The organism is Dactylosporangium vinaceum (genome assembly GCF_019904175.1).
GTDB classification, from domain to species: Bacteria; Actinomycetota; Actinomycetes; order Mycobacteriales; family Micromonosporaceae; genus Dactylosporangium; species Dactylosporangium vinaceum.
The window spans coordinates 5,299,071-5,322,026 of record NZ_CP061913.1 but is presented as its reverse complement, the minus strand read 5'-3'; the positions used below and the strand labels follow the sequence as shown (position 1 = coordinate 5,322,026).

General features: G+C 72.9%; 22 protein-coding genes. 7 read left to right on the top strand and 15 right to left on the bottom strand.

Features of this window, described 5'->3' with window-relative positions; translation table 11 throughout:
- The first annotated feature begins 5 nt into the window (after positions 1 to 5).
- The 3 genes from Dvina_RS23865 to Dvina_RS23855 are packed head-to-tail and all read left to right on the top strand — an operon-like array spanning position 6 to position 3,610.
- On the top strand, positions 6 to 1,154 hold the full coding sequence (locus Dvina_RS23865; RefSeq protein ID WP_223104686.1) for an aminotransferase class I/II-fold pyridoxal phosphate-dependent enzyme: 1,149 nt from the start codon (positions 6 to 8) through the stop codon (positions 1,152 to 1,154).
- Positions 1,155 to 2,393 carry an MFS transporter gene (locus Dvina_RS23860; RefSeq protein ID WP_223104685.1) on the top strand — a complete coding sequence of 413 codons (1,239 nt, stop codon included), beginning with the start codon at positions 1,155 to 1,157 and terminating at the stop codon, positions 2,391 to 2,393.
- Entirely contained in the window at positions 2,393 to 3,610 is a 1,218-nt protein-coding gene (locus tag Dvina_RS23855) for a cytochrome P450 (RefSeq protein WP_223104684.1), read from the top strand. Before Dvina_RS23860 ends, Dvina_RS23855 begins: the two co-directional genes overlap by 1 nt.
- On the opposite strand, the gene Dvina_RS23850 is transcribed toward Dvina_RS23855, so the two are convergent.
- The 9 genes from Dvina_RS23850 to Dvina_RS23815 all read right to left on the bottom strand — a co-directional run bounded on the left by Dvina_RS23850 (position 3,594) and on the right by Dvina_RS23815 (position 13,518).
- Positions 3,594 to 5,450 carry a prolyl oligopeptidase family serine peptidase gene (locus Dvina_RS23850; protein ID WP_223104683.1) on the bottom strand — a complete coding sequence of 619 codons (1,857 nt, stop codon included), beginning with the start codon at positions 5,448 to 5,450 and terminating at the stop codon, positions 3,594 to 3,596. The genes Dvina_RS23855 and Dvina_RS23850 overlap by 17 nt on opposite strands.
- Positions 5,447 to 6,673, bottom strand: a complete 1,227-nt coding sequence (locus tag Dvina_RS23845; RefSeq protein ID WP_223104682.1) for an MFS transporter — start codon at positions 6,671 to 6,673, stop codon at positions 5,447 to 5,449. The genes Dvina_RS23850 and Dvina_RS23845 overlap by 4 nt, the downstream gene beginning before the upstream one ends.
- Positions 6,670 to 7,782 carry a HesA/MoeB/ThiF family protein gene (locus Dvina_RS23840; RefSeq protein ID WP_223104681.1) on the bottom strand — a complete coding sequence of 371 codons (1,113 nt, stop codon included), beginning with the start codon at positions 7,780 to 7,782 and terminating at the stop codon, positions 6,670 to 6,672. Before Dvina_RS23840 ends, Dvina_RS23845 begins: the two co-directional genes overlap by 4 nt.
- Position 7,783: 1 nt before the next feature.
- Complete coding sequence (locus tag Dvina_RS23835; RefSeq protein WP_223104680.1) at positions 7,784 to 8,896, bottom strand: SagB/ThcOx family dehydrogenase; 1,113 nt, start codon at positions 8,894 to 8,896, stop codon at positions 7,784 to 7,786.
- Positions 8,893 to 10,017 carry a SagB/ThcOx family dehydrogenase gene (locus tag Dvina_RS23830; RefSeq protein WP_223104679.1) on the bottom strand — a complete coding sequence of 375 codons (1,125 nt, stop codon included), beginning with the start codon at positions 10,015 to 10,017 and terminating at the stop codon, positions 8,893 to 8,895. The genes Dvina_RS23835 and Dvina_RS23830 overlap by 4 nt, the downstream gene beginning before the upstream one ends.
- A 127-nt stretch (positions 10,018 to 10,144) precedes the next feature.
- A complete protein-coding gene (locus Dvina_RS55270; protein WP_281428402.1) occupies positions 10,145 to 10,270 on the bottom strand; it encodes a hypothetical protein in 126 nt (41 codons plus the stop codon).
- A 358-nt stretch (positions 10,271 to 10,628) separates the two neighbouring features.
- Complete coding sequence (locus Dvina_RS23825; protein WP_223104678.1) at positions 10,629 to 10,952, bottom strand: ArsR/SmtB family transcription factor; 324 nt, start codon at positions 10,950 to 10,952, stop codon at positions 10,629 to 10,631.
- Positions 10,952 to 12,082 (bottom strand): cation diffusion facilitator family transporter, encoded by a 1,131-nt coding sequence (locus Dvina_RS23820; protein ID WP_223104677.1) that lies wholly within the window; start codon positions 12,080 to 12,082, stop codon positions 10,952 to 10,954. The genes Dvina_RS23825 and Dvina_RS23820 overlap by 1 nt, the downstream gene beginning before the upstream one ends.
- A gap of 98 nt (positions 12,083 to 12,180) precedes the next feature.
- Positions 12,181 to 13,518 (bottom strand): MFS transporter, encoded by a 1,338-nt coding sequence (locus Dvina_RS23815; RefSeq protein ID WP_223104676.1) that lies wholly within the window; start codon positions 13,516 to 13,518, stop codon positions 12,181 to 12,183.
- Between the two features lie 72 nt (positions 13,519 to 13,590).
- On the opposite strand from Dvina_RS23815, the gene Dvina_RS23810 reads away from it, so the two are divergent.
- Positions 13,591 to 14,472 carry a LysR family transcriptional regulator gene (locus Dvina_RS23810; protein ID WP_223104675.1) on the top strand — a complete coding sequence of 294 codons (882 nt, stop codon included), beginning with the start codon at positions 13,591 to 13,593 and terminating at the stop codon, positions 14,470 to 14,472.
- On the opposite strand, the gene Dvina_RS23805 is transcribed toward Dvina_RS23810, so the two are convergent.
- Positions 14,469 to 14,975, bottom strand: a complete 507-nt coding sequence (locus tag Dvina_RS23805; RefSeq protein ID WP_223104674.1) for a MarR family winged helix-turn-helix transcriptional regulator — start codon at positions 14,973 to 14,975, stop codon at positions 14,469 to 14,471. The two genes, Dvina_RS23810 and Dvina_RS23805, sit on opposite strands and share 4 nt — an antisense overlap.
- Before the next feature lie 68 nt (positions 14,976 to 15,043).
- Between Dvina_RS23805 and Dvina_RS23800 the strand changes: the two genes are divergently transcribed.
- Positions 15,044 to 16,282 (top strand): MFS transporter, encoded by a 1,239-nt coding sequence (locus tag Dvina_RS23800; RefSeq protein ID WP_223104673.1) that lies wholly within the window; start codon positions 15,044 to 15,046, stop codon positions 16,280 to 16,282.
- Here Dvina_RS23800 and Dvina_RS23795 read toward each other — a convergent pair.
- From Dvina_RS23795 to Dvina_RS23775, 5 genes are read right to left on the bottom strand one after another with little or no spacing between them, the layout of a single operon-like run.
- Positions 16,268 to 16,948, bottom strand: coding sequence for a cytidylate kinase family protein (locus tag Dvina_RS23795; protein ID WP_223104672.1), 681 nt, complete (start codon positions 16,946 to 16,948; stop codon positions 16,268 to 16,270). The two genes, Dvina_RS23800 and Dvina_RS23795, sit on opposite strands and share 15 nt — an antisense overlap.
- 38 nt (positions 16,949 to 16,986) lie before the next feature.
- Positions 16,987 to 18,222, bottom strand: coding sequence for a PQQ-binding-like beta-propeller repeat protein (locus Dvina_RS23790; RefSeq protein ID WP_223104671.1), 1,236 nt, complete (start codon positions 18,220 to 18,222; stop codon positions 16,987 to 16,989).
- 9 nt (positions 18,223 to 18,231) lie between these two features.
- A complete protein-coding gene (locus Dvina_RS23785) occupies positions 18,232 to 19,674 on the bottom strand; it encodes a cell division FtsX domain-containing protein (RefSeq protein ID WP_223104670.1) in 1,443 nt (480 codons plus the stop codon).
- An 11-nt stretch (positions 19,675 to 19,685) separates the two neighbouring features.
- Positions 19,686 to 20,390: an ABC transporter ATP-binding protein gene (locus Dvina_RS23780; protein WP_223104669.1), complete on the bottom strand. Its 705-nt coding sequence runs from the start codon at positions 20,388 to 20,390 to the stop codon at positions 19,686 to 19,688.
- Entirely contained in the window at positions 20,387 to 20,929 is a 543-nt protein-coding gene (locus tag Dvina_RS23775; RefSeq protein ID WP_223104668.1) for a PadR family transcriptional regulator, read from the bottom strand. Before Dvina_RS23775 ends, Dvina_RS23780 begins: the two co-directional genes overlap by 4 nt.
- A gap of 246 nt (positions 20,930 to 21,175) precedes the next feature.
- Between Dvina_RS23775 and Dvina_RS23770 the strand changes: the two genes are divergently transcribed.
- Entirely contained in the window at positions 21,176 to 22,099 is a 924-nt protein-coding gene (locus Dvina_RS23770) for a carbohydrate ABC transporter permease (RefSeq protein WP_223104667.1), read from the top strand.
- A complete protein-coding gene (locus Dvina_RS23765; RefSeq protein ID WP_223104666.1) occupies positions 22,096 to 22,956 on the top strand; it encodes a carbohydrate ABC transporter permease in 861 nt (286 codons plus the stop codon). The genes Dvina_RS23770 and Dvina_RS23765 overlap by 4 nt, the downstream gene beginning before the upstream one ends.

The window sequence follows — 22,956 nt, the reverse complement described above, 5'->3', positions numbered from 1 at the left end:
CGACGGTGCCGACATTCCGGCCGGACCTCCACGCGCTGTCCGCCACCGCGACCGCGCCGGGAGCCACCCCGCTGTGGCTGGCCGAGATGACGTTCGCGCCGGCCGCCTGCATCACCGCGGCTCTCGTGGAGTACGCGACCGGCGGCAACCTCAGCTACGCCGCAGGGTTCGAATTCGCCACCGAGAGCCACCGGCAATGGGCCCGGCGCCGCTACGGATGGCCGACCGAGACCTGGCAGTACCGCTGGTATTCCGGAGTGCTGCACGCCACCGCGTGCACGGTGCTCGCGCTGACCGAACCCACCGATGCGGTCGTCGTGCCGTCACCGGCGTACCCACCGATGCTGCGGCTGGTACCGGAGCTCGGCCGGCGCCTCGTGCTCTGGCCTCTGCGCCCCGACCCGACCGGCCGCTATCAGGCGGACCTCACGGCACTGGCCACGCTGCTCGAACGGGAGCGACCGGGCCTGCTGATCCTGAACTCGCCGCACAACCCGACCGGGCGGGTGTTCCGGCCCGAAGAGCACCGAGCGATCGCCGCGCTGATCGCAGATGCGCCGGTCCACGTCCTGTCTGACGAAGTTTTCGCCGACATTGTCTACACGGAGGCCCGGCACGTTCCGTTCGCGCAGGCCGTCGGCGCCACCGTGCGCGCCCGCACCGTAACGGTCATGTCGGCCAGCAAGACGTTCAACGTCGCGGGAGTGAAATGCGCGGCGGCGATCGCCGGATCGGAGCCGCTCGCCCACCGGCTGGGGCAGGTGTCGCCGGCCTTGACCGGCACCACGTCGGTCGCCGGGGCGGTGGCCAGCGCGGCCGCGTGGGACGGCGGTGCGGACTGGCTGGACCGGACCCGGTCGACCCTGCAGACCCACCGGGACCTGCTCTTCGAAGCCCTGCGGGACCGGGTCCCGCATCTGCACGGCCACCCACCGGAGGGGACTTATATGGCCTGGCTGACCGCCCGCGGTACATTGGCTGAGACGGGCGACGTGCACGGTGCGCTGCTGAGGACGGCCCGGGTCGATCTGGCCGACGGCACGCCGTTCGGTGAGCGGTCACGCACCAGGGTGCGGATGTCGTTCGCCTGTTCCCGCCCGTCGCTCGAGGCGGCGCTGGACGCTATCGCCGCGGCCGGCCCGGAATGGTGCTGAATGGCGGCCGAAGCCACCACGACAGTGCCGGCCGGGATCGTGCGCCGATATGCGGCCGCGGTCGGCACCCGCGAGGTCCGGGCGGCATTCGTCTGGAGTGTGGTCAGCCGGTTGCCGCTGATGCTGATCTCGCTCGGGTTGACCCTGTTCGTGCTGCGAGACGGCACGTACCAGCAGGCCGGGACCGTCGTCGGGGTGTTCACGGCCGGAGTGGCCGTCGTCGGCCTGCCGGTCGGCCGCCTGATCGACCGGACCGGCCAGACGGCCGTGCTGCTCGTCACGGGCGTGGTGTTCCCGGTTCTCGTAGTCGTGTTCGTGTCGACCTTCGATCGGCTGGGCCCGTGGGCCTTGCCGCTGATCTTCGCCGCCGGTGGGAGCCGCCCGCCGGTAAGCCCTGCGATCCGGGCGCTGTGGGGCAGCGTGGTCGCCGACGGCGAGGCGCGGCTACGGGCGTTCGGGCTGGAGGCCATCCTGGCGGAGTTCTTCTCCGTCTCCGGACCGCTGCTGCTCAGCCTCGGACTGCTCGTTGCCACACCGGCAGTGGCTCTGAGTGTCGGCGCGGTGGTGGTGGGCGCCGGCGCAGTGGGGCTCGCGACGACGAAGGTCTCACGCACCTGGTCCGGCGCGGCGCCCGGCGCCGGCCGGGCGCCGCGCAGCGGCCCGATGCGCTCGCGGCCGTTTCGATTGCTCCTCGCGGCGCTTGCACCCGGTGCCATGGCGATCGGCATGGTCAACATCGCCATTCCCGTCTTCGCCGACCGGCGTGGCGGTCCGGTGCTCGCGGGAGTCCTCTTCGCCGTCTGGTGCGCCGGCAGCATTCTGGGCGGCGTCTGGTACGGGCGACGAGACCGCAGCCGCCTGGCCGGGCGGCAATTCCTGATCCTGATGGGGCTCTTCGCGGCCGGCACCGCGCTGCCGATCCTGGCCGGCGACCCGTGGTCACTGGGGCTCGCGCTGGCCGTCGGCGGAACGGTCATCGCGCCGGTGACCACGGTGGAGTACCTCCTTGTCCGCGACCTCGTCGCCGCGGACGGGCTCGCCGAGGGCTTCAGCTGGGTCGCCACGCTCAACGTGCTGGCGACCGCGGCCGGCTCGCAGCTCGCCGGGCTCCTGCTCGCCGATCTGTCGCCGCGGGCCGTCTTCACCGCCGCCGCACTCGTGGCCCTGTCGTCCCTGGTCCCGGCCGCGCTGCTGGCCCGGGCACTGACCGGCCGGGCCCGGCCTACTGGGGAGCGCTGATGGCCGTGTCCACAATCGACTTCGCGCACGAGTCGTTCCGGTCCAACCCGTTTCCCCACTGGGCCGAGTTGCAACGGCAGGGACCTGTGCACCGCGACGCTTCGGGGGCCTGGATCGTGGTGACGTACGCAGAGGTGCAGCGCCTCCTCCGCGACCGGTCACTCGGCAAAGACCTGCGTCGGCTCCGCGACCACGCGGACGAGCCGATCGAGGGTCCCGGCAGCCGGATCGGGCAGTACGTCGAGCGCTGGATCGAGTGCCGGCTGCCCGGAGTGCACCACCGGTGGCGCCGGTTGGTCGCGCCCGCGTTCCGCCCCGGCTCCGTGGCCGCCCTCGAGGAGCCTTTGCGCCGCGCGGCCGACGACCTGCTCGCTACCGTACCGGCCACCGGAACCTTCGAGTTCATGCGGCAGTTCGCCCGGCCGTTCCCGGTCTTCGCGATCGCCCGGGTCCTCGGCCTGACCCACCTCGGCCCGGACCGGCTCCTCGCCTGGTCGGAGGCGATCGGCGAGGTCCTGGAGCCGGGTGCGTCGGCCGCGGCGCAGCGAGCGGGCGACGCCGCCCTCGACTCGATGGCGGCCTGCCTGGCGGAGGAGGTGGCCGTGCGCCGCGGTGGAGCCGTGGACGACGTGCTCGCCGGGCTGATCGACGGCGGCCGCGAGCTGCTGAGCGCCGAGCAGCTGCTCGCCTCGATCGTCCTGTTGTTCCTGTCGGGCAATGACACGACCGCCTGCCTGCTCGCCAACGGTCTCGTCGCCCTGTCCGCCGCACCCGAGCAGGCGGACCTGCTGCGCAGGCGGCCGGACGTCATGCCGTCGGCGGTCGAGGAGATCCTGCGGTACGACGGGCCGGCCTGCATCGTGCTGCGCGCGACCTACGCCCCGGTCGCGATCGGCGGCGTGACGATTCCGGCGGGCGAGCTGGTGTTGCTGGCCCTCGGCGCGGCGAACCGGGACCCGCGGGCGTTTTCGGTACCGGATCGGCTGATCCTGGACCGCCGGCCCAACCGGCATCTGGCCTTCGGCACGGGTGATCACCACTGCGTCGGGACCGGATTGGCCCGGCTCGAGGCGCTGGTGGCCTTCCAGGCCCTGGCCGATCGATTCTCCCGGGTGACGGCCGACCCGGCCGACGTCCGCTGGCTGGATACGCGCTACCTGCGCGGACCGGCGCTCCTGCCGGTCCGGGCCGAGCCCGCTGTCACTTCCGGCCGGTAGCCGCCTCCAGGAATGCAAGCACCTCGACCGTCATGCGCAGCTGCGTGTCGGCCGTCCGCGGCACGTGCGCGGTCTGCGGGTCCCGCAGCGTCACGCGGTTGTCCGGATGAGCGGCCCGGACCGCGTCGGCGAAGTCACGGCTCTGCGCGACAGGGACGCGCTCATCGCTGCTTGACGCGAGCAGCAGCAGGTCGGGGTAGCGGCCGCCCGGCCGAACCAGCGACAGGGGGGAGACCGCCCGGAGTGCGGCCGCGTCGTCCGGGTCGGCGGAGTCGCCGAACTCGTGCCGCCAGAGCCGGCCCATCACGTGGGTGTCCAGACGCAGCAGGTCCAGGGGTGCGGCCACGATCGCCGCGGCCCGGAAGCGGTCGGGTGCGCTCAGCACGGCGGAGGCGAGCAGTGTCCCTCCGTGGCTGGCGCCGAACGCCACCGTCGTGGCGGCGCAGAGCCGCCCCGTGTCCTGCAGATGCCCGATCGCCTCGACCAGGTCGGTGAGGCCGCGGCCCTTGCGCCGGCCCCGCCCGGCCTCGTGCCAGCCTGGGCCGCGTTCGGAGCCGCCCCGCGGACACACCAGCACACAGCGGTGACCCCGAGCGATCCAGGCCAGATTGGTCGCGGCGCAGCGCGGGGTCTCCGCCACGCCGAACCCGCCGTACATCGAGACGAGGACTGGCCCGTCCGGATCCGTGGCATCGCCGGCTGGTGTCAGCTCATGCACCGGGATCCATTCGCCGTCACCGGCTGGAACACGCAGCAGTCGGTGGCGAACGTCCGGTACACCGCGCTCGTCGAGCCGCGCGGCCGGTTCGGACGCCCCGGACCGCAGATGCTGCCGATACACCCGCGTCGGTGTGCCGAAGTCCTCGTAGGCCACCAGCAGCTCGTCCGGCCGGCCGGTCGCGACCGGGGCGATGAGCGTGCCGCGGCCGACGCCGGCGACGGGCCAGGCGGGACCGCCGGCGGCGGGAACGCCGTACAGTTCGTCGCCGCCTACGCCACGCTGAACGAAAGCGAACGAGCCGCCGTCGACGCCCGGCACGAAACAGGCGTCGGTCAGCCGGGTCTCGTCGGATCCCTGGAACAGCGGCCGGCCGTCGGTGACACCGGCCGCGGCACGCAGGTCGACGAGGTATGCCGAGCACGGACGGTCCGGGTGGTGGACGAGCGTGATGCCGAGGCCGCCGGTCATCGCCTTGGCGGTCACGCGGACACCGCCGGTGGGCAGCACGTGCTCGGCCAGGACCTGAGAGCACTCGTCGTCCAGCGAGACCGCCACCACCCGGTCGGTGGCCGCGGCCTGCCGGGCCACCCCGAGCGCCACAACGAGTGGATTGCGCCCGACGCTCATCGTGACCTGCGCCGCCCGGCCCAGGTCACGCAGCGGCACCGGCCCACCGTCGAGCGCCACGCACGAGAGCACCCGTCGGAACGGATCAGCGGCGTCGGCCGGAAAGTACAGTACGCCCGAGCCGTCGGGCCGCCATCCCACCGGCGAGTGCCACGACACGTCGCCGACGTCCCGGATGAGCCGGCCGTCCCGGTCGAACACGACGAGGCGGGCGCGCTCCGATCCACCGGCGGACACGGTCGCGGCGAACAGCCGCCGATCCGGTGCCGCCACCACGAGGTCGAACCGCGCGGCCGGGTCGGACCGCAGCCGACCGGGCTCGATCACGTCGCCGCCCGGCAGGACCAGGACGGGGACGGATGCGCCGGCCGACTGGCGCAGCAGCACCGGCTCCCCGCCGGCCGCGCCCACCATCCTGAGCTCGCCGATGGCGCGCAGCCGCGCGACGAGGCTCGTGTACTCGGCCTCGAGCCACGTTGCCTCGGTGGTCACGATGACACCGGGAAGGCGCCTGCCCCCTCTTGGTCGGCCGCCTTCCGCTCGGCGCCGGTCCGCCGGTAGGCGAGTGCGGTCACGACACCCGCCACGGCCGACAGCCCGGCAAGGGCCAGCCAGAGCGCGCGATCACCGATCGCGTCGCGCAGCGCCAGCCCAGCTGCCGGCGCCACGACGAGCCCGATGGAGAAGGTCAGGCGGTACGCGGCGAAGGCACTGGTAGCGCCGCCAGCCATCTCGGCCAGCGCCGTCTGGGCGAACGGGCCCCACAGTGCCTCCCCCGCTACGAACGTCAGACCGATCACCACCAGCGTCACCGCCGTGGGCCGCATCGACAGCAGCGCGAACGGTATGGCGAGCACCAGGAGCGAGCCCGCCAGGGCCCACCGCCACGGCCATCGCCCGCCGACCCGGGCGATCAGCAGCTCCGCGCCGATCAGCAGGACCGGGACGGTGCCGATGAGCACGCCCCAGCTCCACGGCGCCAGCCCGTGCCCGCTGACCAGGGTCACCGGCGCCACCACCTCGAACGCGAAGTACAGCGTCACCGACACGCAGCCGAGTAGCCAGAACCCGAGGAACCGGCGGTCGCCGAGCACTTTCAGCGCGGTCGGCAGGCCGGGGCGGGCATCGGCCGCCACGACGATCCTCGGCAGAAGTGCCCCGACTGCCGCCGCGGACGCCGCGACCACGGCCGCGACGACCAGCCAGCCAATGCGGCTCCAGGACAGTAGCAGCGCGCCGCCCAGGGCACCGGCGAAGCCGCCCGCGTATTGAGCCGCGCTCATCAACGCGTAGGCGCCGCTCCACTGCTCCTCGGGGACGTACGCCGCGACCAGGCTCTGCTCGACGGCCTGACCGAGGCCGTTACCGGCGAGGATCGCGCACAGCAGCCAGAAGGCCGCGGCGCCGGGCAGTACGGCCACGGCAAGGGCGAGCACCAGACAGCCCGCGGCAAGCCAGGCCCGCAGCCCGGCCAGCACGAGCCGTCGATCGAGGCGGTCGACGAGCGCGCCGCCGCCGATTGCCACGACCGCAGCAATCACGGCCGACACGGCCAGCCCGGCCCCCACGACTGACGAAGGCAGACCGAGATAGCGGGTGCCCCAGACACCGACGAGCGCCCATACACCACTGAGCGCTGTCCAGTACAACAGCGAACCGAGAGCCAGCAGGCGGGCCGCCGCTGGCAGCCGGGTGAAGGATCCGGCGTTGCTCATGCCCCCGTCAGCATCCCATCGCCGCAGCTCGGGCAGGCCACGTCCCGTTCGACCTTGATCTTACGGTGCGCCTCGTATGCATTGATATCGATGCTAATCGCATGCTCCAGCAGTGGGCTCGGCTCGAACTCGGCTAGGAAACGCGTGGCCTCCCAGACGGCCAGGCCTCCGCTGATCGCCTGCCGAGGGGCGAGCGCGGCCATGAAAGTCTGGCCCTCGCTCGAAGACGCTTTCCACGTCGACAGGGCGGCACCCAGGCCGAGCTCGGCCTCGAAGACGCGCTCGACACACGCGAGGCACGCGGTGCGGCCTGGGATCGTGATGGGCCCGACGATCTGCGGACCGGGCATGTGCAGGCACGGGGTGCCGGCATGCAGCGCCGCCGTTCCGACCGCGTATGCCGTGCGCACGAGGTCGGGCAGAAAGCCGAAGGGGTTGATCACGAGGTCCACGCCGTCCAGCAACGGCGCCAGGTCGGCCGGGTCGGTCACCTCGAGCTCGTGCGGCTCATAGCGGATGTCGTCGTCGACCTCGCACAACCGCCCACGGGCCGCCTCCACCTTCGGCACACCGATGTCGGTGCGGCCGTAGAGGATCTGCCGGTGCAGGTTCGACAGCTCCACCCGGTCGTGGTCGACCGCGATGATACGACGGACCCCGAGGCGCGCCAGCATCAGCGCCAGCCAGCCGCCGAGCCCACCCACGCCCACAACGAGCACGCTGCGCTGCTGGAGCCGGTCGTTGAGATCCGGGCCGGAGCGCTGCTGGGTCTCGTAGAAGCCGAAGAACCGGACCTGCCGGTCGTAGAGGTCGGTGCCGGGCAGCGCACTGAGGTCCTGGTCGCGCGGCCGGCGCACCAGCACGCCCCGGCGGTCGAGCGCCGTGAGCAGCCGGCCCGCGTAAGCCGGATCGAGCCCGGCGGCCTCGGCGAGCTCGGCCTCGGACTGCTCCGCCGTGACCCCCTTGGCCAGTCGGCGCAACGCCTCGGCGACCTGGGGCCCGGCGCCTTTCAGCACGAACCGGTCGTCGCGTTCCAGCGAGGCCAGCACGACGCCGTCGGCGCGGTGGGTGACGGCATAGCTCGACTGCAGGCGCAGCACGGTCTCCACGTCAAACGCTCCTGTCACTCGACACCGGCCCCGCCGGCCCGGACGTGGCCGGCCGGCGCCGGTCCTGGACCCGCCCCATCGTGAATGTGTACATCGGGGCCTGGCGTCGCTCGTCGAGGCGGTGCAATGCGGCGAAGCGCCGGTCGCGGGTGGCCGGCGTCGGCAACGTTCCCAGTCCGAGGCTCTCACCGACGATGATCAGCCGCTGCCCGAGCCGGCCCGCGGCCATGTACAGATGACGCAAGGCCCGTTCGTGCCGATAGCGCCACTGGTACCGCGGGAAGTCAACGATTATCGAAACCGTGCATGCGGCCGTATAGGGTCCGCGCATTCCCAGGATCGTCTGGACCATCTCCTCGCGGTGTTCGCCGGGTGTCACGAGATCCAACTGGTGCGCGGCGAGATGGTAGCGGTACACACCCGGGGGAATGTCGCCGACGCCGTAGACGACCGTGTAGAAGTCGAACGCCGAGCCGTGGCTGCGGAAGTAGTCCAGCGGGCCGGTGACGGGTATCGCGCGGACACGCCGCACGTCGTCGAAGGCGTGCCAGAGAATGTCGGAGAGGTCCTGCACCGTCGTCGGGGCCGCGGTGAACGAGCGGGTGCTGCGCCGGGCGAGCAGCACCGAGGTCAGCGGCAGGCCGGCCGGGAGGGCGCGCGGGGCCGGCAAAGTCACGTCGCCACGCGGCTGTTCCGCGAATGAGTCCGGAGGACCGTCGCTCAGGTAGCCCTCGACGAGCCCGGTGCGCACGCTGCCGTCGGCGTCGAACGTGTCGGCGAAGTCCGGCCGCCGCGACCACAGATAGTACTCGAGCGAGGGGTGCCACTGCCGGTCCAGCCACTTGCGCTCGGTGCTGGTCTCGCCCTGGTCGGCGGTGCCGAGCCAGCCTCGCTGCGTCAGCGCGTCGCGCAGCCGCCCGGCCGCCACGGGGGCGGCGGTGCCGGTCTCCTCCGCCAGCAGCAGATCGGCGAGCGTCTCGGCGTCGACGAACGAGCGCCGTCTGGTCCGGGGGTCGCTGATGAGCAGCCGATCTCCCGGCCCAGCCTCCGGCCGGATCGACAGCAGGTCGGCCCAGACGGCTTTCGTCGTGGCCGGTGTGGTCACGGAGGTCATCGACCGGCTCCTTCCATCTGCCTGGCGCCGCCAATCGCGATGCTGAGCATGAAGCCATGGGTGAGCGGGTCGAGGCCGAGTTGCGCCTCGATGTCCTGCTCGCCGTCGGGGTACGCCACCCGGGCGCCGACACCCATCGCGTGCGCGGTCATCTCCACGGTGCGCGCCAGGTGCCCCGCGTCCATGTGCACGGTGCGGAATGTGCGGGGTTCCCGGTAGCGGTACATGTTCCGCTCGAACGCGCATGTGAGCACGACGACGACCTGGGTAGCGATAGGCACCCGGCTGTAGCTCAACGGGAAGAGCGTGCCGAGCTCCAGCTCGCCGAAGTGCTTCTCGTCGAGCAGTTCCAGCTCGGGCCCGACGCTGTGCACGTGCCACCAGCCCTCTTCCAGGCCGGGCACGTCGAGCACAGCGACGAACGCCTCGGTGGGGTGGCGGGCGCCGCCGGACGGGCTCGTCCGGCGCAGCAGCGGGGCGCCGGTCCACCGCTTCGGTGTGATGGTGTCGATCACCCCGAACGCGAGCGACAGGAGCTGCAGCAGCTCGTCACGGCCAATGCGGCGGGGCCGCTCCGGCTCCCGGGCCGCGTCGGCGAGCTGCCAGTCCGCAGCGACCTCGTGCGGTGGCGGCAGCCGCAGCCGGCGGGCGGCGTGCGGGAATGTCAGCACCCGATTGTCGTCCGGCTCCTCGGCGGCATACCGCCGCATCCAGTCGGTGTCGATGTCGAACCCGTCGGCCGCGTAGTCCAGGCCGTGATAATCGTAGGTCGTGAGGTGGTATTCGGCCGCCTCGGGCCAGCCGAACTCGCTCCACACGGCCCGCGTCTCGCGCAACCAGGCGATCTTTTCCAGGTGCTCGGCCGGCGTCTGCGGGCCGAGCAGCAGCAGCCGGCGCTCCAGCGTGGCGATGATCGCCGACGCCCGATCTGCGCTCACTCCCCGGGAGACGAGCCCGCTGATCAAATCGTCGCGGGAAATCGGCGAATGCGCGAGCAGCAAAGCGGCGGCCGTGTCGTTGGGAACGAGGAATCGGCGCCGCTGCAGGATATCTTCGACCGCCCACTGTCGGGTGTGGCGGGATGGCGGGTAATGACGGACCGCAGGACTGACGTACAGCAACCTAGAGCACCCCGTGAGTTGAGCAGCAATGATACGGCGAACCGGCGATGCGGTTTCCAGGATGCGACCTCAGGTTGCGGAATAATTCCCACGTAGCCCCGCGGTCCGCATTATTCGTGCGTCGTTGCTAGCAGTCCTGACGCGGCATGGCCGCGAACGCGGACTCGTCCTCGATCAGGATGTCGGTCTCGAACTCGGCCTGCGGCGCCGCGGGCTCGACGAGAACGGAAACGGCTTCGGTGGTCTGTTCCATGCCCTTGCCTCCTGGGTTGATGGACATCGACGGCCGCCGCAGCGAGTTTACGAAGAGCCGCCGAACCGGTCAAGGAAGCTTCGGTGCCGAACGAGAGGCCGGATGTTTCGCTCCGGTCTGCCATCACGACGAGCGAAACTCCCGTCCGCGGAGCCCGTGTGCGCCGCAGGTCGACTCAGACGGTAAAGCGCTTGACAATCTCCACCGGGCGAATAGGCACCTGGCGGCAATTTTCGCAGAACGCGAAATATAAGGCCGGCCGCCGCTTGATCACGATTAGCCGGACGCTCCACGGCATGCAATATCGTTGCCACCAGCAGCCGATTTGTATACAAGTTCGTATCGCCGGGTTGATGTGTCAGTCGTGCTCCGGTTCGCGCGTAACCTGGTGGTCGGCGGCGTACAGGACCTCGGTGACCAGGCGGCGGACGTGGCCGCCGCGGGCGCGGTACAGGACCCGGCGGCCGTCGCGGCGGGTGCTGACCAGGCCGGCCAGCAGCAGCTTGGCCAGGTGCTGGGAGACCGCGGGGCGGGCGGCGCCGACGGCTGCGGTGAGCGTGGTGACGTCGTGCTCGCCCTCGCGCAGCTCCCACATCAGGCGCAGGCGGGTGGGGTCGGCGAGCATGCGCAGGGCGGTCACGGCGGCGTCGACCTGGGCGCCGGACGGTGGTTCGTGGGCCATCAGCGGTGCGCCGCGACCGGTTCGTGGTGGCGGGCCCGGTCCGGGCCGTCCGGTTCGGCGTGGACGGCGGCGGCGGTGAGCCGGGGCACCGTGTGGATCAGCCGGTGCTCGGCGTCGTGCGCGATGGCGTGGGCCTGCACGATCGTCGCGGTGTCGGCGACCGCGATCTGGCACTCGGCGCGCAGCTGGTGGCCGATCCAGCGCAGCCGGACCTCGCCGATGCCGCGGACCTGCGGGGTGGCGCGCAGTGTGGCCTCCACCTGGTCCACGAGGGCGGGGTCGACGGCGTCCATGAGGCGGCGGTACACCTCCCGGGCCGCGTCTTTGAGGACGACCAGGATCGCGGCGGTGATGAGCAGCCCGACGACCGGGTCGGCCCACCGCCAGCCGATCGCGACCCCACCGGCGCCGGCCAGCACGGCAAGTGAGGTGAACCCGTCGGTGCGGGCGTGCAGGCCGTCGGCCACCAGTGCCGCGGACCCGATGCGCCTGCCCACACCTATCCTGTACCGCGCCACGATCTCGTTGCCCAGGAAGCCGATCACGGCCGCCGCGGCGACGAAGCCGAGGTGCCGGACGTCGGCCGGGTGGCGCAGGCGCTGCACCGCCTCATACGCAGCGAGCACCGACGATGCCGCGATGCACCCGACGACGAACAGCCCGGCGAGGTCTTCCGCACGACCGAAGCCATAGGTGTACCGCCGGGTCGCGAGCCGCCGCCCGAGCACGAACGCGATGCCCAGCGGTACCGCCGTCAGCGCATCGGCCACATTGTGCAGCGTGTCGCCGAGCAGGGCCACCGACTGCGACACCACCACGACGGCCGCCTGCAGCCCGGCGGTGACCCCGAGCACCACGAGCGAGATCCAGAGCGCGCGCACGCCGTCGCGGGACGCCTCCATCGCGGAGTCCACCTTGTCGGCGGTGTCGTGCGAGTGCGGCGTGACCACGTGCCGGGCGTGGTGCCACCAGCCCGCCACCCTCGCACCGCGCACGGCCACGGGCCCGTGACCGTGCTCATGCCCGTGGCCCTCGTGCCCATGGCCGCCACGGTCGTCGTCATGCGCATGGTGCCCGTGGCCGTGATGGTCGTGGTGGTCGTGGCCGTGGTGCGGGTCGGCGGCGGTCATGGGCTGCATGATATGTGCTCATGTACGCACGCGACAATGCTGCATTTGCCACCCGGCGGCATTACAGCGGCGTGGCAACGGCAACGGCGCGGCCCCGGTCACCCGTCGCGGGCCGTTGCCGCGCCGGCGGCGATCGACGTGACGGGCCGGGCGGATCGGCCGCCGCCTCCCCGCACAGCCGCGCGGCCGCCGGCGCCGCGGGCGTCGGGGGCCGTCCAGGTGGTGGCCGGGACCGACCGGCGGGCCCGGACAGCCGGTCGGGGCCGCCGGTGCAGGACGGCGATCGCGCCCGCCGCCGCGGCCGGGACGAGGCCGCAGACCGCCATGCCCCAGCGGGCGCCGAAGTGGTCGGTGAGCGCGCCGATGATCGGGGCGCCGAGCGGGGTGCCGCCGGTGAAGACCAGCATGTAGAGGCCCATCACGCGGCCGCGTACCGCGGGGTCGACCCAGAGCTGGACGGAGGCGTTGGCCAGGGCCTGGAACGCGAGGTTCACGAAGCCGAGCGCGGCCAGCAGCGGCAGGAACACCGGCAGCCCAGGTGCCAGCGCGGCGAGCGCCTGGACGGCCCCGAAGAGGCCGCCGAGCAGGACGATCCGCGGCAGCCGGGCCGAGCTCAGCGCGCCCGCCAGCAGGGCACCGGCCGCGGAGCCGGCGGCCAGGACGATGTTGAACAGGCCGTAGAGCGAGGCCGAGCCGCCGAACGTGTCGCTCGCCAGGGCGGTCAGCACGATCGGGAAGTTGAGGCCGAACGTGCCGACGACGCCGACCAGCAGGATCGTCCAGAAGACCGGCGGGTGGCGCCACACGTAGCGGCCCGCGGTGCGCAAGGCGCCCGGTTCGCGGGGCGTGCGCGGTGGCACCGGGGTGGCCGGCAGGCGCAGCAGCGCGATCGTCGGGCCGGTGAAGCACAGGGCCTGCACCGCGAAGACCCAGCCGGTGCCGGCGGTGCCGATCAGCAGGGCGGCGATGGCCGGGCCGACGAGCCGGGTGGCCTGGAAGACGGCGGCGTTGAGGGAGACCGCGGCGCGCAGGTGCTCGGGCGGCACGACCTCGGTCGCGAACACCTGGCGGGTCGGCGCGTCGACCACGAAGACCAGGCCGGTCAGCAGGGCGAAGGCGAACACGTGCTCGATGCGGATCGCGCCGGCGATCGTCAGGACGGCCAGGGCGACGGTGAGCGTGGCGTTGACGGACTGGGTCAGCAGCAGGAGCGTGCGTCGGCGATACCGGTCGGCCAGCGCCCCGCCGTGCACGCCGAGGAAGAGGATGGGCAGGAACTGCAGGGCCATCGCGACGCCGACGGCCGCCGGGCTGTCCGTCAGGCGCAGGGCCAGCCAGTCCAGGGCGACGCTGCCCATCCAGGCGCCGGTGTTGTTGAGGGATTGTCCAATCAGGTACGTGCGGTAACCGCGGTAACGCAGCGCGGCGAATGTCACGCTCCTCATCCTGTCCCGGCCGATGGTCATTGAGAAGGCCGATAAACCGACTCACAGTTATAGGGTTTCGCTATGACCGCGGCGTACGACCCCCAGCTGCTCGCGACGCTCCTGGCCGTCGAGCAGACCGGCAGCTTCACCCAGGCCGCGGCCCGGCTGCGGATCCGCCAGCCGACCGTCAGCCAGCACATCCGGCGGCTGGAGGAGCAGGTCGGGCGGCCGCTGGTGCACCGCACGACGCACTCGCTCGCGCTGACCCCGGACGGCGAGGCGATGATCGGCTTCGCCCGCGCGATCCTCGCCGCGCACGAGCAGGCCGCCGCGTACTTCTCCGGGCCCCGCCCGCGCGGCCGGCTGCGCATCGGCATGTCCGACGATCTCGCGCTCACCCGGCTGCCGCAGATCCTGCGCGAGTTCCGCCGGGACAACCCGATGGTCGACTTCTACCTGACCGTCGAGCAGAGCCGGGTGCTGCACGAGTGGATGGTCAACGACAAGCTCGACGTGCTCGTCGGCAAGCGGCCGCCGGGCGACGAGCGCGGGCAGCTCGTGAAGCGCGACCGGCTCGTCTGGGTCGGCACGCCGGCCACGCGGGTGGACCTCTCCAAGCCGGTGCCGCTGGTGGTGTACGCCGCGCCGAGCATCTCCCGCGACGAGATGCGCAAGGCCCTCAACCGGGCGGGGATCCCGTATCGCAGCGCGTGCGTCTGCCGCGGCGTCAACGGCCTGATCGCCGGCGTCGCGGCCGGGATCGGGGTGTCGGCCCTCGCCGCGAGCCTCGTGCCGGCCCAGCTCACCACCCTCGGCCCGGCGCACCGCCTGCCCGAGCTCGGCCACATCGACCTGGTGCTGCTGGCCAACCCGCGGGCGGCCGAGCGCCCGGCCGTGAAGGCCCTCATCGCGACGATCCTGGCCAGCGGCTCGAGGTCGCTGAGCGCCTCCGACCGCGGTTAGTCAAGCGACAGCATCACCTTGCGCAGCAGGGCGTTGAGCTGCACCAGATCGTCGTGCGACAGCGCCTTCAGCACCTCCTGGTCGCGCGCCATGCCCTCGAAGATGTACCGGTTCCACGCGGCCCGCCCGTCCGCGGTCGGCCGGATGATCACCCGCCGCCGGTCCGTGGCGTCCACCTCGCGGTGCACGAGCCCGGCGCTCACGAGGCGGTCCAGCCGGCTGGTCATGGCGGCCCGGGTGACGTGGGTGGCGTCGGCCAGCTGGGCCGGGCTCGCCTCGGTCGGGTACGGCTGGACCATCAGCGCGTGCAGCGTCCGGTAGTCCTCCAGCGTGAAGTCCTCGGCGTCCGCGAACGCCGCCGCGTCCACCCGCTTGATGTGGCGCAGTATCTGCCCCATCCGCACCAGCGCGCCCTCGACCTCGGGCACGAACGCGGGGTCGTCCTTCCAGAACGCCGCCCACCGGGCCACGTGGTGGTCGACGCCGTCCCTCGCCTCGGTCATACCACCATTCTGCCATCATCTGATTATTAGATTGTGAATAGTTCGACGGCGAACTACCGTGTCGGACCATGCCCCGGATCTCCGACTTCCACCTGCTCGCCACCGGCCAGACCCTTTCCTGGATCGGCAACGGCTTCCAGACCGTGGCGCTCGCCGTCGCCGTCGTCCGGGCCGGCGGTGGCGCCCGCGACCTCGGTGTGGTCATGGCCTGCTCGGTCACCGCCATGCTGGCCTGCACCCTGTTCGGGGGCGTCTGGGCCGACCGCCTGCAGCCCCAGCGCGTCATGGTCGGGTCCGACCTGGTCCGCCTCCTGGGCGCGGCGGCGATGGCGGTGATGTTCGGCTTCGGCGAGTACCACCTGCCGCTGCTCTGTGCTCTTGCCACGATCACGGCCGGCGCCGGGAGCTTCTTCAGCCCCGCGATGATCGCGCTCAAGCCGCTGCTCGTGCCGGCGCAGCGGCGCCAGGCGGCCAACGCGCGGTTCAGCATGCTCCAGACCGGCAGCTCGGTGGCGGGCCCCGCGCTCGGGGGCCTGACCGTCGCCGCCCTCGGCGCACCGGCCGGCTTCGCGGTCAACGCGGCCAGCTTCCTCGCCTCGATGGCCGCCGCGCTGCTGCTGCGGGTGCGCACCGAGCGCGGCCCGCGCGAGTCGATGCTCCGCGAGCTCGCCGACGGCTGGCGCGAGGTCAGCCGCCGCGACTGGCTGGTCGGGGGCCTGTTCGGCGCCACCGTCTACCACATCGCCAACGGCGTCATCCTCGTGCTGGTGCAGGTCGTCGCGATCGAGCGGCTCGGCGGCGCGACATCGGCGGGCTTCATCGCCTCCGCCGAGGGCCTCGGCGGGGTCATCGGCGCCGCCGTCGCGCTGCGCCTGCGCCCCCGGCGCCTGCTGCGGGCCGGCTGGCTCACGCTGATGCTGATGCCGCTGTGGGCCCTGGCGTACGTCTGGCCCGCCCAGCTCGTCGCCGTGCTGGCCGGCGCGGTCATCGGCTACGCCGGCCTCATCTACTTCGACGTCGCCTGGGAGACCGCCATCCAGGACAACGTGCCGCACCGCGCCCTCGGCCGCGTCGGCTCCTGGGACACCCTGACCTCGTTCATCGCCATGCCGGTCGGCAACGTCCTGGCCGGGCCGCTGGCCGCGGCGTACGGCACGAACCGCGTCCTCACGGTCTGCGCCGCCGTCCTCTTCGCCGCGGCCCTGTCCCAGCTGCTGATCCCCGGCACCCGCCGCCTGACCCGCGCCGCCCCCGAGCCACCGGCACCACCGACCCCGGCGCCGGCCCCGGCGTCAGTGCAGGCCTGACCGGCGCTCCCAGGCCGGGTGGGCGGGGTCGTCGTTGTGGACGATGAAGTCGGCGTGACGGGCCGGGTGGGCGGTGGCGAAGTAGAGGCGCTGGGACGGGATGTACCGCTCCCGCCAACGGCGTTCGACAGCGGCGCGGGACGCGACCCCGCGCTCGCGGACGACGGCCCGGTCCACTGTCCGCTCGAGCTCGGTGGTGACGAGGATGCGCAGCTCCCACCGGTCGAGCAGCTCCGGGCGCAGCAGGAAGACACCGTCGAAGAGCAGCACGGCGTTCGCCGGGGCGGTCGCGGGCGGCGGGGACAGCACCGCGTCGGTGGTGTGGTCGTAGGCGGCCGTCCGGAAGCGGCGGTCGCCGCCGGGGCCGAGCGGGTCGAGCAGGACGCGGCGCAGCGTGGCGCGGTCGTGAGTGTCGAAGTAGCAGCCCTCGGCCGAGAGCTCGCCGCGCGCATAGCGGCGGGCCCGCGGGAAGAGGAAGTCGTCGACAGTCGCGCGGATGACCGGGCGGCCCGCGGCGCGCAGGACGGCGGCCAGCTCGTCGGCGAGGGTGGTCTTGCCCGCGGCGGGCGGGCCGTCCACGGCGACCCGGGTCGGGTGGGCGGCGGGGACGGCGGTGACCGCCGCGGCCAGGTGGGTGATCAGCTCGGTGCGGGCGCCGTGGTCCATGGAGCTGTATTATCGGCGCGCGCGAAACACTGAGCGGCTCACTGCACGCTTATCGAGAACGCGTACATGCCGTCGCCCTGGATCGGCGGCCCCACGCCCGCCGCGGCGTCGACCACGTAGGGTGCGGCCACGGCGGCGGAGGCGCGGACGGCGCCCGTGCGCGCATCGAGGACGACCGGGCGGGTGCCGTTCTCGGTGCCGTACACGAGGCCGTGCCAGGCGGCGGTCAGGCGGATCGGCGTGCGGCCCTTGGTGACGGCCCGGACCTCCCACAGCCAACGGCCGGTCGTCGCGTCGAACGCCGCGTTCCAGTCGTCCCACATCGCGCCGCAGACCGTGGTGGAGGCGCCGTCGTAGCGGCACGCGAAGGCGTCGCCGTCCACTGTGGACGCCTTGGCGACGGCCGCCGTCACGTTCGCGGGCAGCGGCTGCGGCCGGCCGGTCGCGGCCTGCACGACGCGGAGGTAACGGCCGTCGGCCCGGCCCTGCAGCACGGCGAGCTGCGGGCCGCCGGTCACCGCCGACAGGCCCCGGCCCGCCGTCTTGTCGGTCCACAGTCGCGCACCGTCGGCCGCGCGGAGCCCGGCGGCACGCTGGGCCGCGCCGGCCTCGGTGTACCAGCCGACGATGACGTCGCCGGCAAGGGCCGCGGCGGTGAAGCCGGGCTCCCGCCAGACCGTCGTGCCGCGGGCGAGGTCGACGCCGTAGGTCGTCCCGTTCACCCGCAGCACGGCGACGGTCCCGGCCACGCCGGCGACGGCCAGCCACTGCTTGTCCACAGTAGGCGGCTGCGGCACGGCGTCGATGGCGATCGTGGCCGACGCCAGGCGCCGGCCGGTGGCCGCCTCGACCTGGATCAGCTCGACGGCCGGGCCCTCGGCCAGCAGCGGTACCACCACAGTGCCCTTGACGAGGATCGGCGGAGCGGCCGGGTTCCAGGCCGGGCCGCGCGGGCCGGGCCCCAGCGGATGCGCGGGCGCGACGGTGGCGAGCGTCTGCCCGGAGCGCACGTCGACGGCGAGCAGGCTCGTGAGCGTGGCGATGTAGGCGGTGGTGCCGGACAGCACCAGGGGCAGCGGCAGGTTGGCGACGCCGAACAGCACCCGGTCCGGCAGCCCCTCGGCCTCGGGCGGCAGCCGGACCTGGGTCATGGGCGCCGGCGACGGCGACTGGCCGGTCCCCGCCGGTGGCTCGACGATGCGGGCGCACGCCGCGGGCAGGACCAGCAGCGCCACCGCGGACAGGCGCAGCACCGGGCGGAGTCGGATCGGCACCGGCCGATTCTAGGTCGTGCGCAGCTCCGCCGGGTCGGCCGTGGAGCGCTGCAGGAGCAGGCTCACCCCGACGACGGCGAGGATCAGCAGGAGCGCGGCCCCGGCCAGGGCGCCGGTCTCGGCCCACGGCATCGGTACCGCGAAGACGAGCGTGACATCGCCCCACCCGCCGGTCGCGGTGCCGGTGAACGAGCGGACGGCCAGCAGACCGGCCAGCGCGGCCAGGGTAGTGCCGGGCACTGTCGGGATGAGGACCTGCCAGCACTGGGCGCGGGCCAGGACGGCGCGCGGGGTGCCGGCGGCGACGAGCGCGGCCACGGTGCGGCGCCGGGCGACCCCCGACTCCACCAGCGCGACGAGCAGCGCGAGGGCGGCCAGGCCGAGCAGTGCCAGCAGGACCGCGTTGACCAGGTTGAAGACGTCGGCGCGGAAGGCGGCGGTGCCGCTGGGGTCCCAGGCCGGGCCGCCGTGGCGGCGCGCCGCCTCCCGCGCGGCCGCACCGCGGACGGCCGCGTTGGTGACGAGCCAGGCGTGCAGCATCATCGCGCCGCCACCGAACGCGGTCACGGCCTGGATGACGGTGTAGGTGCGGGTCGCCTCATACGGGTCGGCCAGTATCCGGCGGGCCGCGATGAGCGCGCTCGGGCGCCTGGTCAGGCGCAGCAGCTGCCGGGCGGTGACCTGGCCCAGCCACGCCGTGCCGAGCATGAGCCCCAGGAGCAGCAGCACCGTGCACAGCAGGACGGCACCCGGGCGGACCCACTCCGCCCCGGTGCCCAGTCGGCCCGAGCGGACGAGGTCGGTGCGCGAGGCCGCCTCCAGGCCCGTGAAGCCGAGCAGCCCGGCCAGGCCGAGCAGGCCGGGCCACGCCCTGACCGGCCGGCGCCGGGCGGCCCGCACGACGCCGAACGGGGTGATCGCCACCCGCCGCAGCAGCACGACGGTGAGCGCCGTCGCGGCCAGCGGCACGCCGATCGCGATGGCGGCGAGCACCGGGGCGGCCGGCCGCACGTCGGTCGGCAGGCCGCGGGTGCCGTCCGGGGCGGGGTCGTCGAGCAGGGCGCGGCCGGCGAGGTAGGCGCCGAGGCCGAGCAGCGCGCCGATGGTGGCGGCGACGCCGGTCTCGGCCGCCGCGACCCCGGCCACCTGGGCGGGAGACGCACCGGCCAGCCGGAAGGCGGCCAGCCGCCGGTCCCGGGCGGGTGCGGCCAGGCGCGCGCACTGCCCGAGCAGGACCAGCGCCGGCACGGTGAGCAGGACCATCGAGAAGCCCAGGTTGGACAGCAGCGTGGCGGTGTTGAACAGGCGGCTGTGGTAGCGGCCGGGGTCCGGCGCCACCGACAGCGCGGTCGCCGCACACAGCAGGAGCAGTGCCGCCACCGCGGCGCCGAGCGCGGTGACGACCACGCGGGCGCGGTCGGCGCGGGTGCCGGCGAACGCCAGCCGGAGCACGGCGCCCGGTCTCACGCGACGCCGCCGGCCGCGATGAGGCCGTCGGACTCGACCCGGCCGTCGCGCATGGTGATCTCGCGGTCGGCGTACGCGGCGACCCGGGCGTCGTGGGTCACCAGCAGCACCGCGGTGCCCTGCCCGCGGGCCAGCCGGACGAGCGCGGCGAGCACCTGCTCGCCCGCGAGGCTGTCGAGGGCTCCGGTCGGCTCGTCGGCGAACAGCACCGCAGGCCCCGTCACCAGTGCCCGGGCGAGCGCGACCCGCTGCTGCTGGCCGCCGGACATCTCGCCGGGCCGCTTGCCGGCCAGGTCGCCGACGCCGAGCTCGTCGAGCCACCGCCGGGCGGTCGCGGCGGCCTCCCGGTAGCGGGCCCCGCCCAGCTGGAGCGGCAGGGCCACGTTCTCCTGCGCGGTCAGGTCGGCCACTACCTGGCCGAACTGGAACAGCACCCCGAACGCCGTCCGGCGCAGCCGCGACCGGGCGCGCTCGCTCTCCCCCGCCAGGTTGCGGCCCTGGAACCACACCTCGCCCCGGTCCGGCCGGAGAATCCCGGACAGGCAGTGCAGCAGCGTCGACTTGCCGCAGCCGCTCGGTCCGGTCACCGCGACGATCTCCCCCGGGCCGAGGGTCAGCGAGACGTCGTCGAGGGCGGTCGTGGGCCCGTAGGCCTTGCCCACCTGCCGGGCCGCGATCACAGCGGCCGTCGTGGCGGTCATGCCATCACCTCCGCGCGCAGCGCCGTGACCCGGTCGAGTGTGGTGGCCATCCAGCGCAGGTCGGCGTCCAGATGGTTGAGCAGGTAGTCGGCCGCGGCGAGGTCCGAGACCGAGGTGCCGGCGGTCGTCTTCACCGCCGTCAGCTCCCGCATCCGGGCCAGGTGGACGGCCCGCTGGGCGGCGAGCAGCGAGCGTGCGGTCGTCTCGTCCGGCGCGGCCAGCAGCGCGACGATGACCTTGACGAACAGCTCGGCGGCGATCTGCGTGCTGGGCGGCACCACGGTCCGCAGCCAGGCGTCGAGCTCCGAGCGGCCCTCATCGGTGAGGCGGAAGGCCACCCGGTCCGGGCCGCCGGCCCGCTCGTGCTCCGCCTCGGCGATGTAGCCGTCGCGCTGCATCCGGGCCAGCGTGGTGTACATCTGGCCGAACGCGAGCGGCCGCACGCCGGGCAGCCGGCGGTCGTACTCCCGCTTGAGCTCATAGCCGTGCCGGCTGCCCTGGGAGGCCAGGAGCCCGAGCAGGGCATGCAAGGTGGACATGCGGCCACTATTCCCTGTGGGAATAGCCGCGTCAAGGCGTGGCCGGCCACCGTCGAAGGTGATCAATTCGTGCCTTGCCCGCGAAGATCGGCTAAATCTAATATTTACGCATTCGCATTGCTCGGTTCACGGCCGTGCAGTAGACAGCGCCGCTCGCCATGGTGCGGCTCGGACTTCGAGGTGCCGATGGACAACGTTCACCGCCCGGCCGCCCGTGATACAACAACGCTCGGTTAGCTGCCGACCATGATCGCAACGGCCGCGGAGCACCGCGGGGCGGCGAGGTCGGCCCGCCGGCGACGGACGCTGCGTGAGGCCGCGGTGTTCGTCGCGCTGGCCGTGCCCAACGTGGCACTCATCGCGTGGTTCACCTACCGGCCGCTCGTGCTCAACGTGTACTACTCCACGCTTGACTGGACGCTCGGCTCCGCCACGGCCCGGGCGGTCGGCCTCGACAACTACACGCAGTTCTTCAGCTCGGGCGAGGCCGGCCACGTCTTCCTGACCACGGCGTGGTTCACGGTGTCGACCGTCGCGCTGTCGATGGGGCTGGGGCTGCTCGTCGCGCTCGGGCTCAACCGCCGGATCCGCGGGGCCGGGCTCGCGCAGGCGACGGTGTTCTCGCCGTTCGTGCTCTCGGGCGTCGGCGTCGGGCTGGCCTGGCAGTACATCTTCGACCCGACGGTCGGCGCGCTCGGTGCGGTCATCCGGGCGTTCGGCGGCACCAGCCCGCAATGGTTCAACGACGAGACGCTCAGCCTCGTCATGGTCGTGCTCGTGTACGTCTGGAAGAACCTCGGGTATGCGGCGGTCATCTACCTGGCCGGGCTGCAGGCCATCCCGGCGGACATCCTCGAGGCGGCCGCTGTCGACGGGGCCGGGCCGCGCCGCAAGTTCTTCTCGGTCACGCTCCCGCTGCTGTCGCCGACGACGTTCTTCCTGCTGGTGACCAGCACGCTCAGCTCGCTGCAGGCCTTCGACCTCATCCGCGCGATGACGCCGCTGGGCCGCGGCACCACGACACTGATCTACGACGCGTACCTGCGGGCCTTCGGCGGGTACAACCAGGCGGGGTACTCGGCAATGATCTCCACCGTCCTCTTCGTGCTGCTTGTCGTGCTGACCCTGGTGCAGCTGGTCGTCGTCGAGCGGCGGGTGCACTACAGGTGACGACCGCCGAAGCGCGCCCGCTGTCCCGCCGCAACCTCGCCGCGACGCTCGTCACCGGCTACGTGCCGATCCTGCTCGCCATCCTGGTCGTGGTGCTGCCGCTGGCGTACATGATCCTGTCGTCGTTCAAGACGCCGGCCGACGTCATCACCCGCAACCTCGTGGTGCTGCCCGACCCGTGGCACCCGCAGAACTACGCCGACGCGGCCCGGGCCGTGCCGTTCGCGCGGCTGTTCCTCAACTCGGCGATCGTCACGGTCGTCGGGGCCGGCCTCAAGGTGCTGCTGGCCGTCCTCACCGCCTACGCGCTGGTCTTCGTCCGGTTCCCCGGCAAGCGGTACGTGTTCTGGGCGGTGCTGGCGACGCTCATGGTGCCGCCGCAGGTGAGCGTGGTACCCAACTTCACGTTCATCAGCAGCCTCGGGGGCCAGGACACCTACTGGGGCATCATCCTGCCGGGGCTGGGCAGCGGCTTCGGCACGTTCCTGCTGCGCCAGGCGTTCCTGCAGCTGCCGCCGGACGTGATCGAGGCGGCCGAGACCGACGGGGCCGGGCACTGGCGGCGGCTGTGGCGCATCGTCGTGCCGATGGCCGCCCCGAGCATCGCCACCGTCGCGCTCGTGAACATCGTCTTCGAGTGGAACGACTATCTGTGGCCGCTCGTCATCGTCTCCGACCCGCGGATGATGACGCTGCCGGTCGGCCTGACGCTGCTGCAGAACAGCGAGAGCTCGGCCGCCTCCTACGCCATCGTCATGGCCGGCACCGTCATGGTCCTGCTGCCCGTGCTCGTCGTGTTCGCCGCACTCCAGCGCTACATCGTCACCGGCTTGACGCAGGGTGCCGTCAAGGGGTGA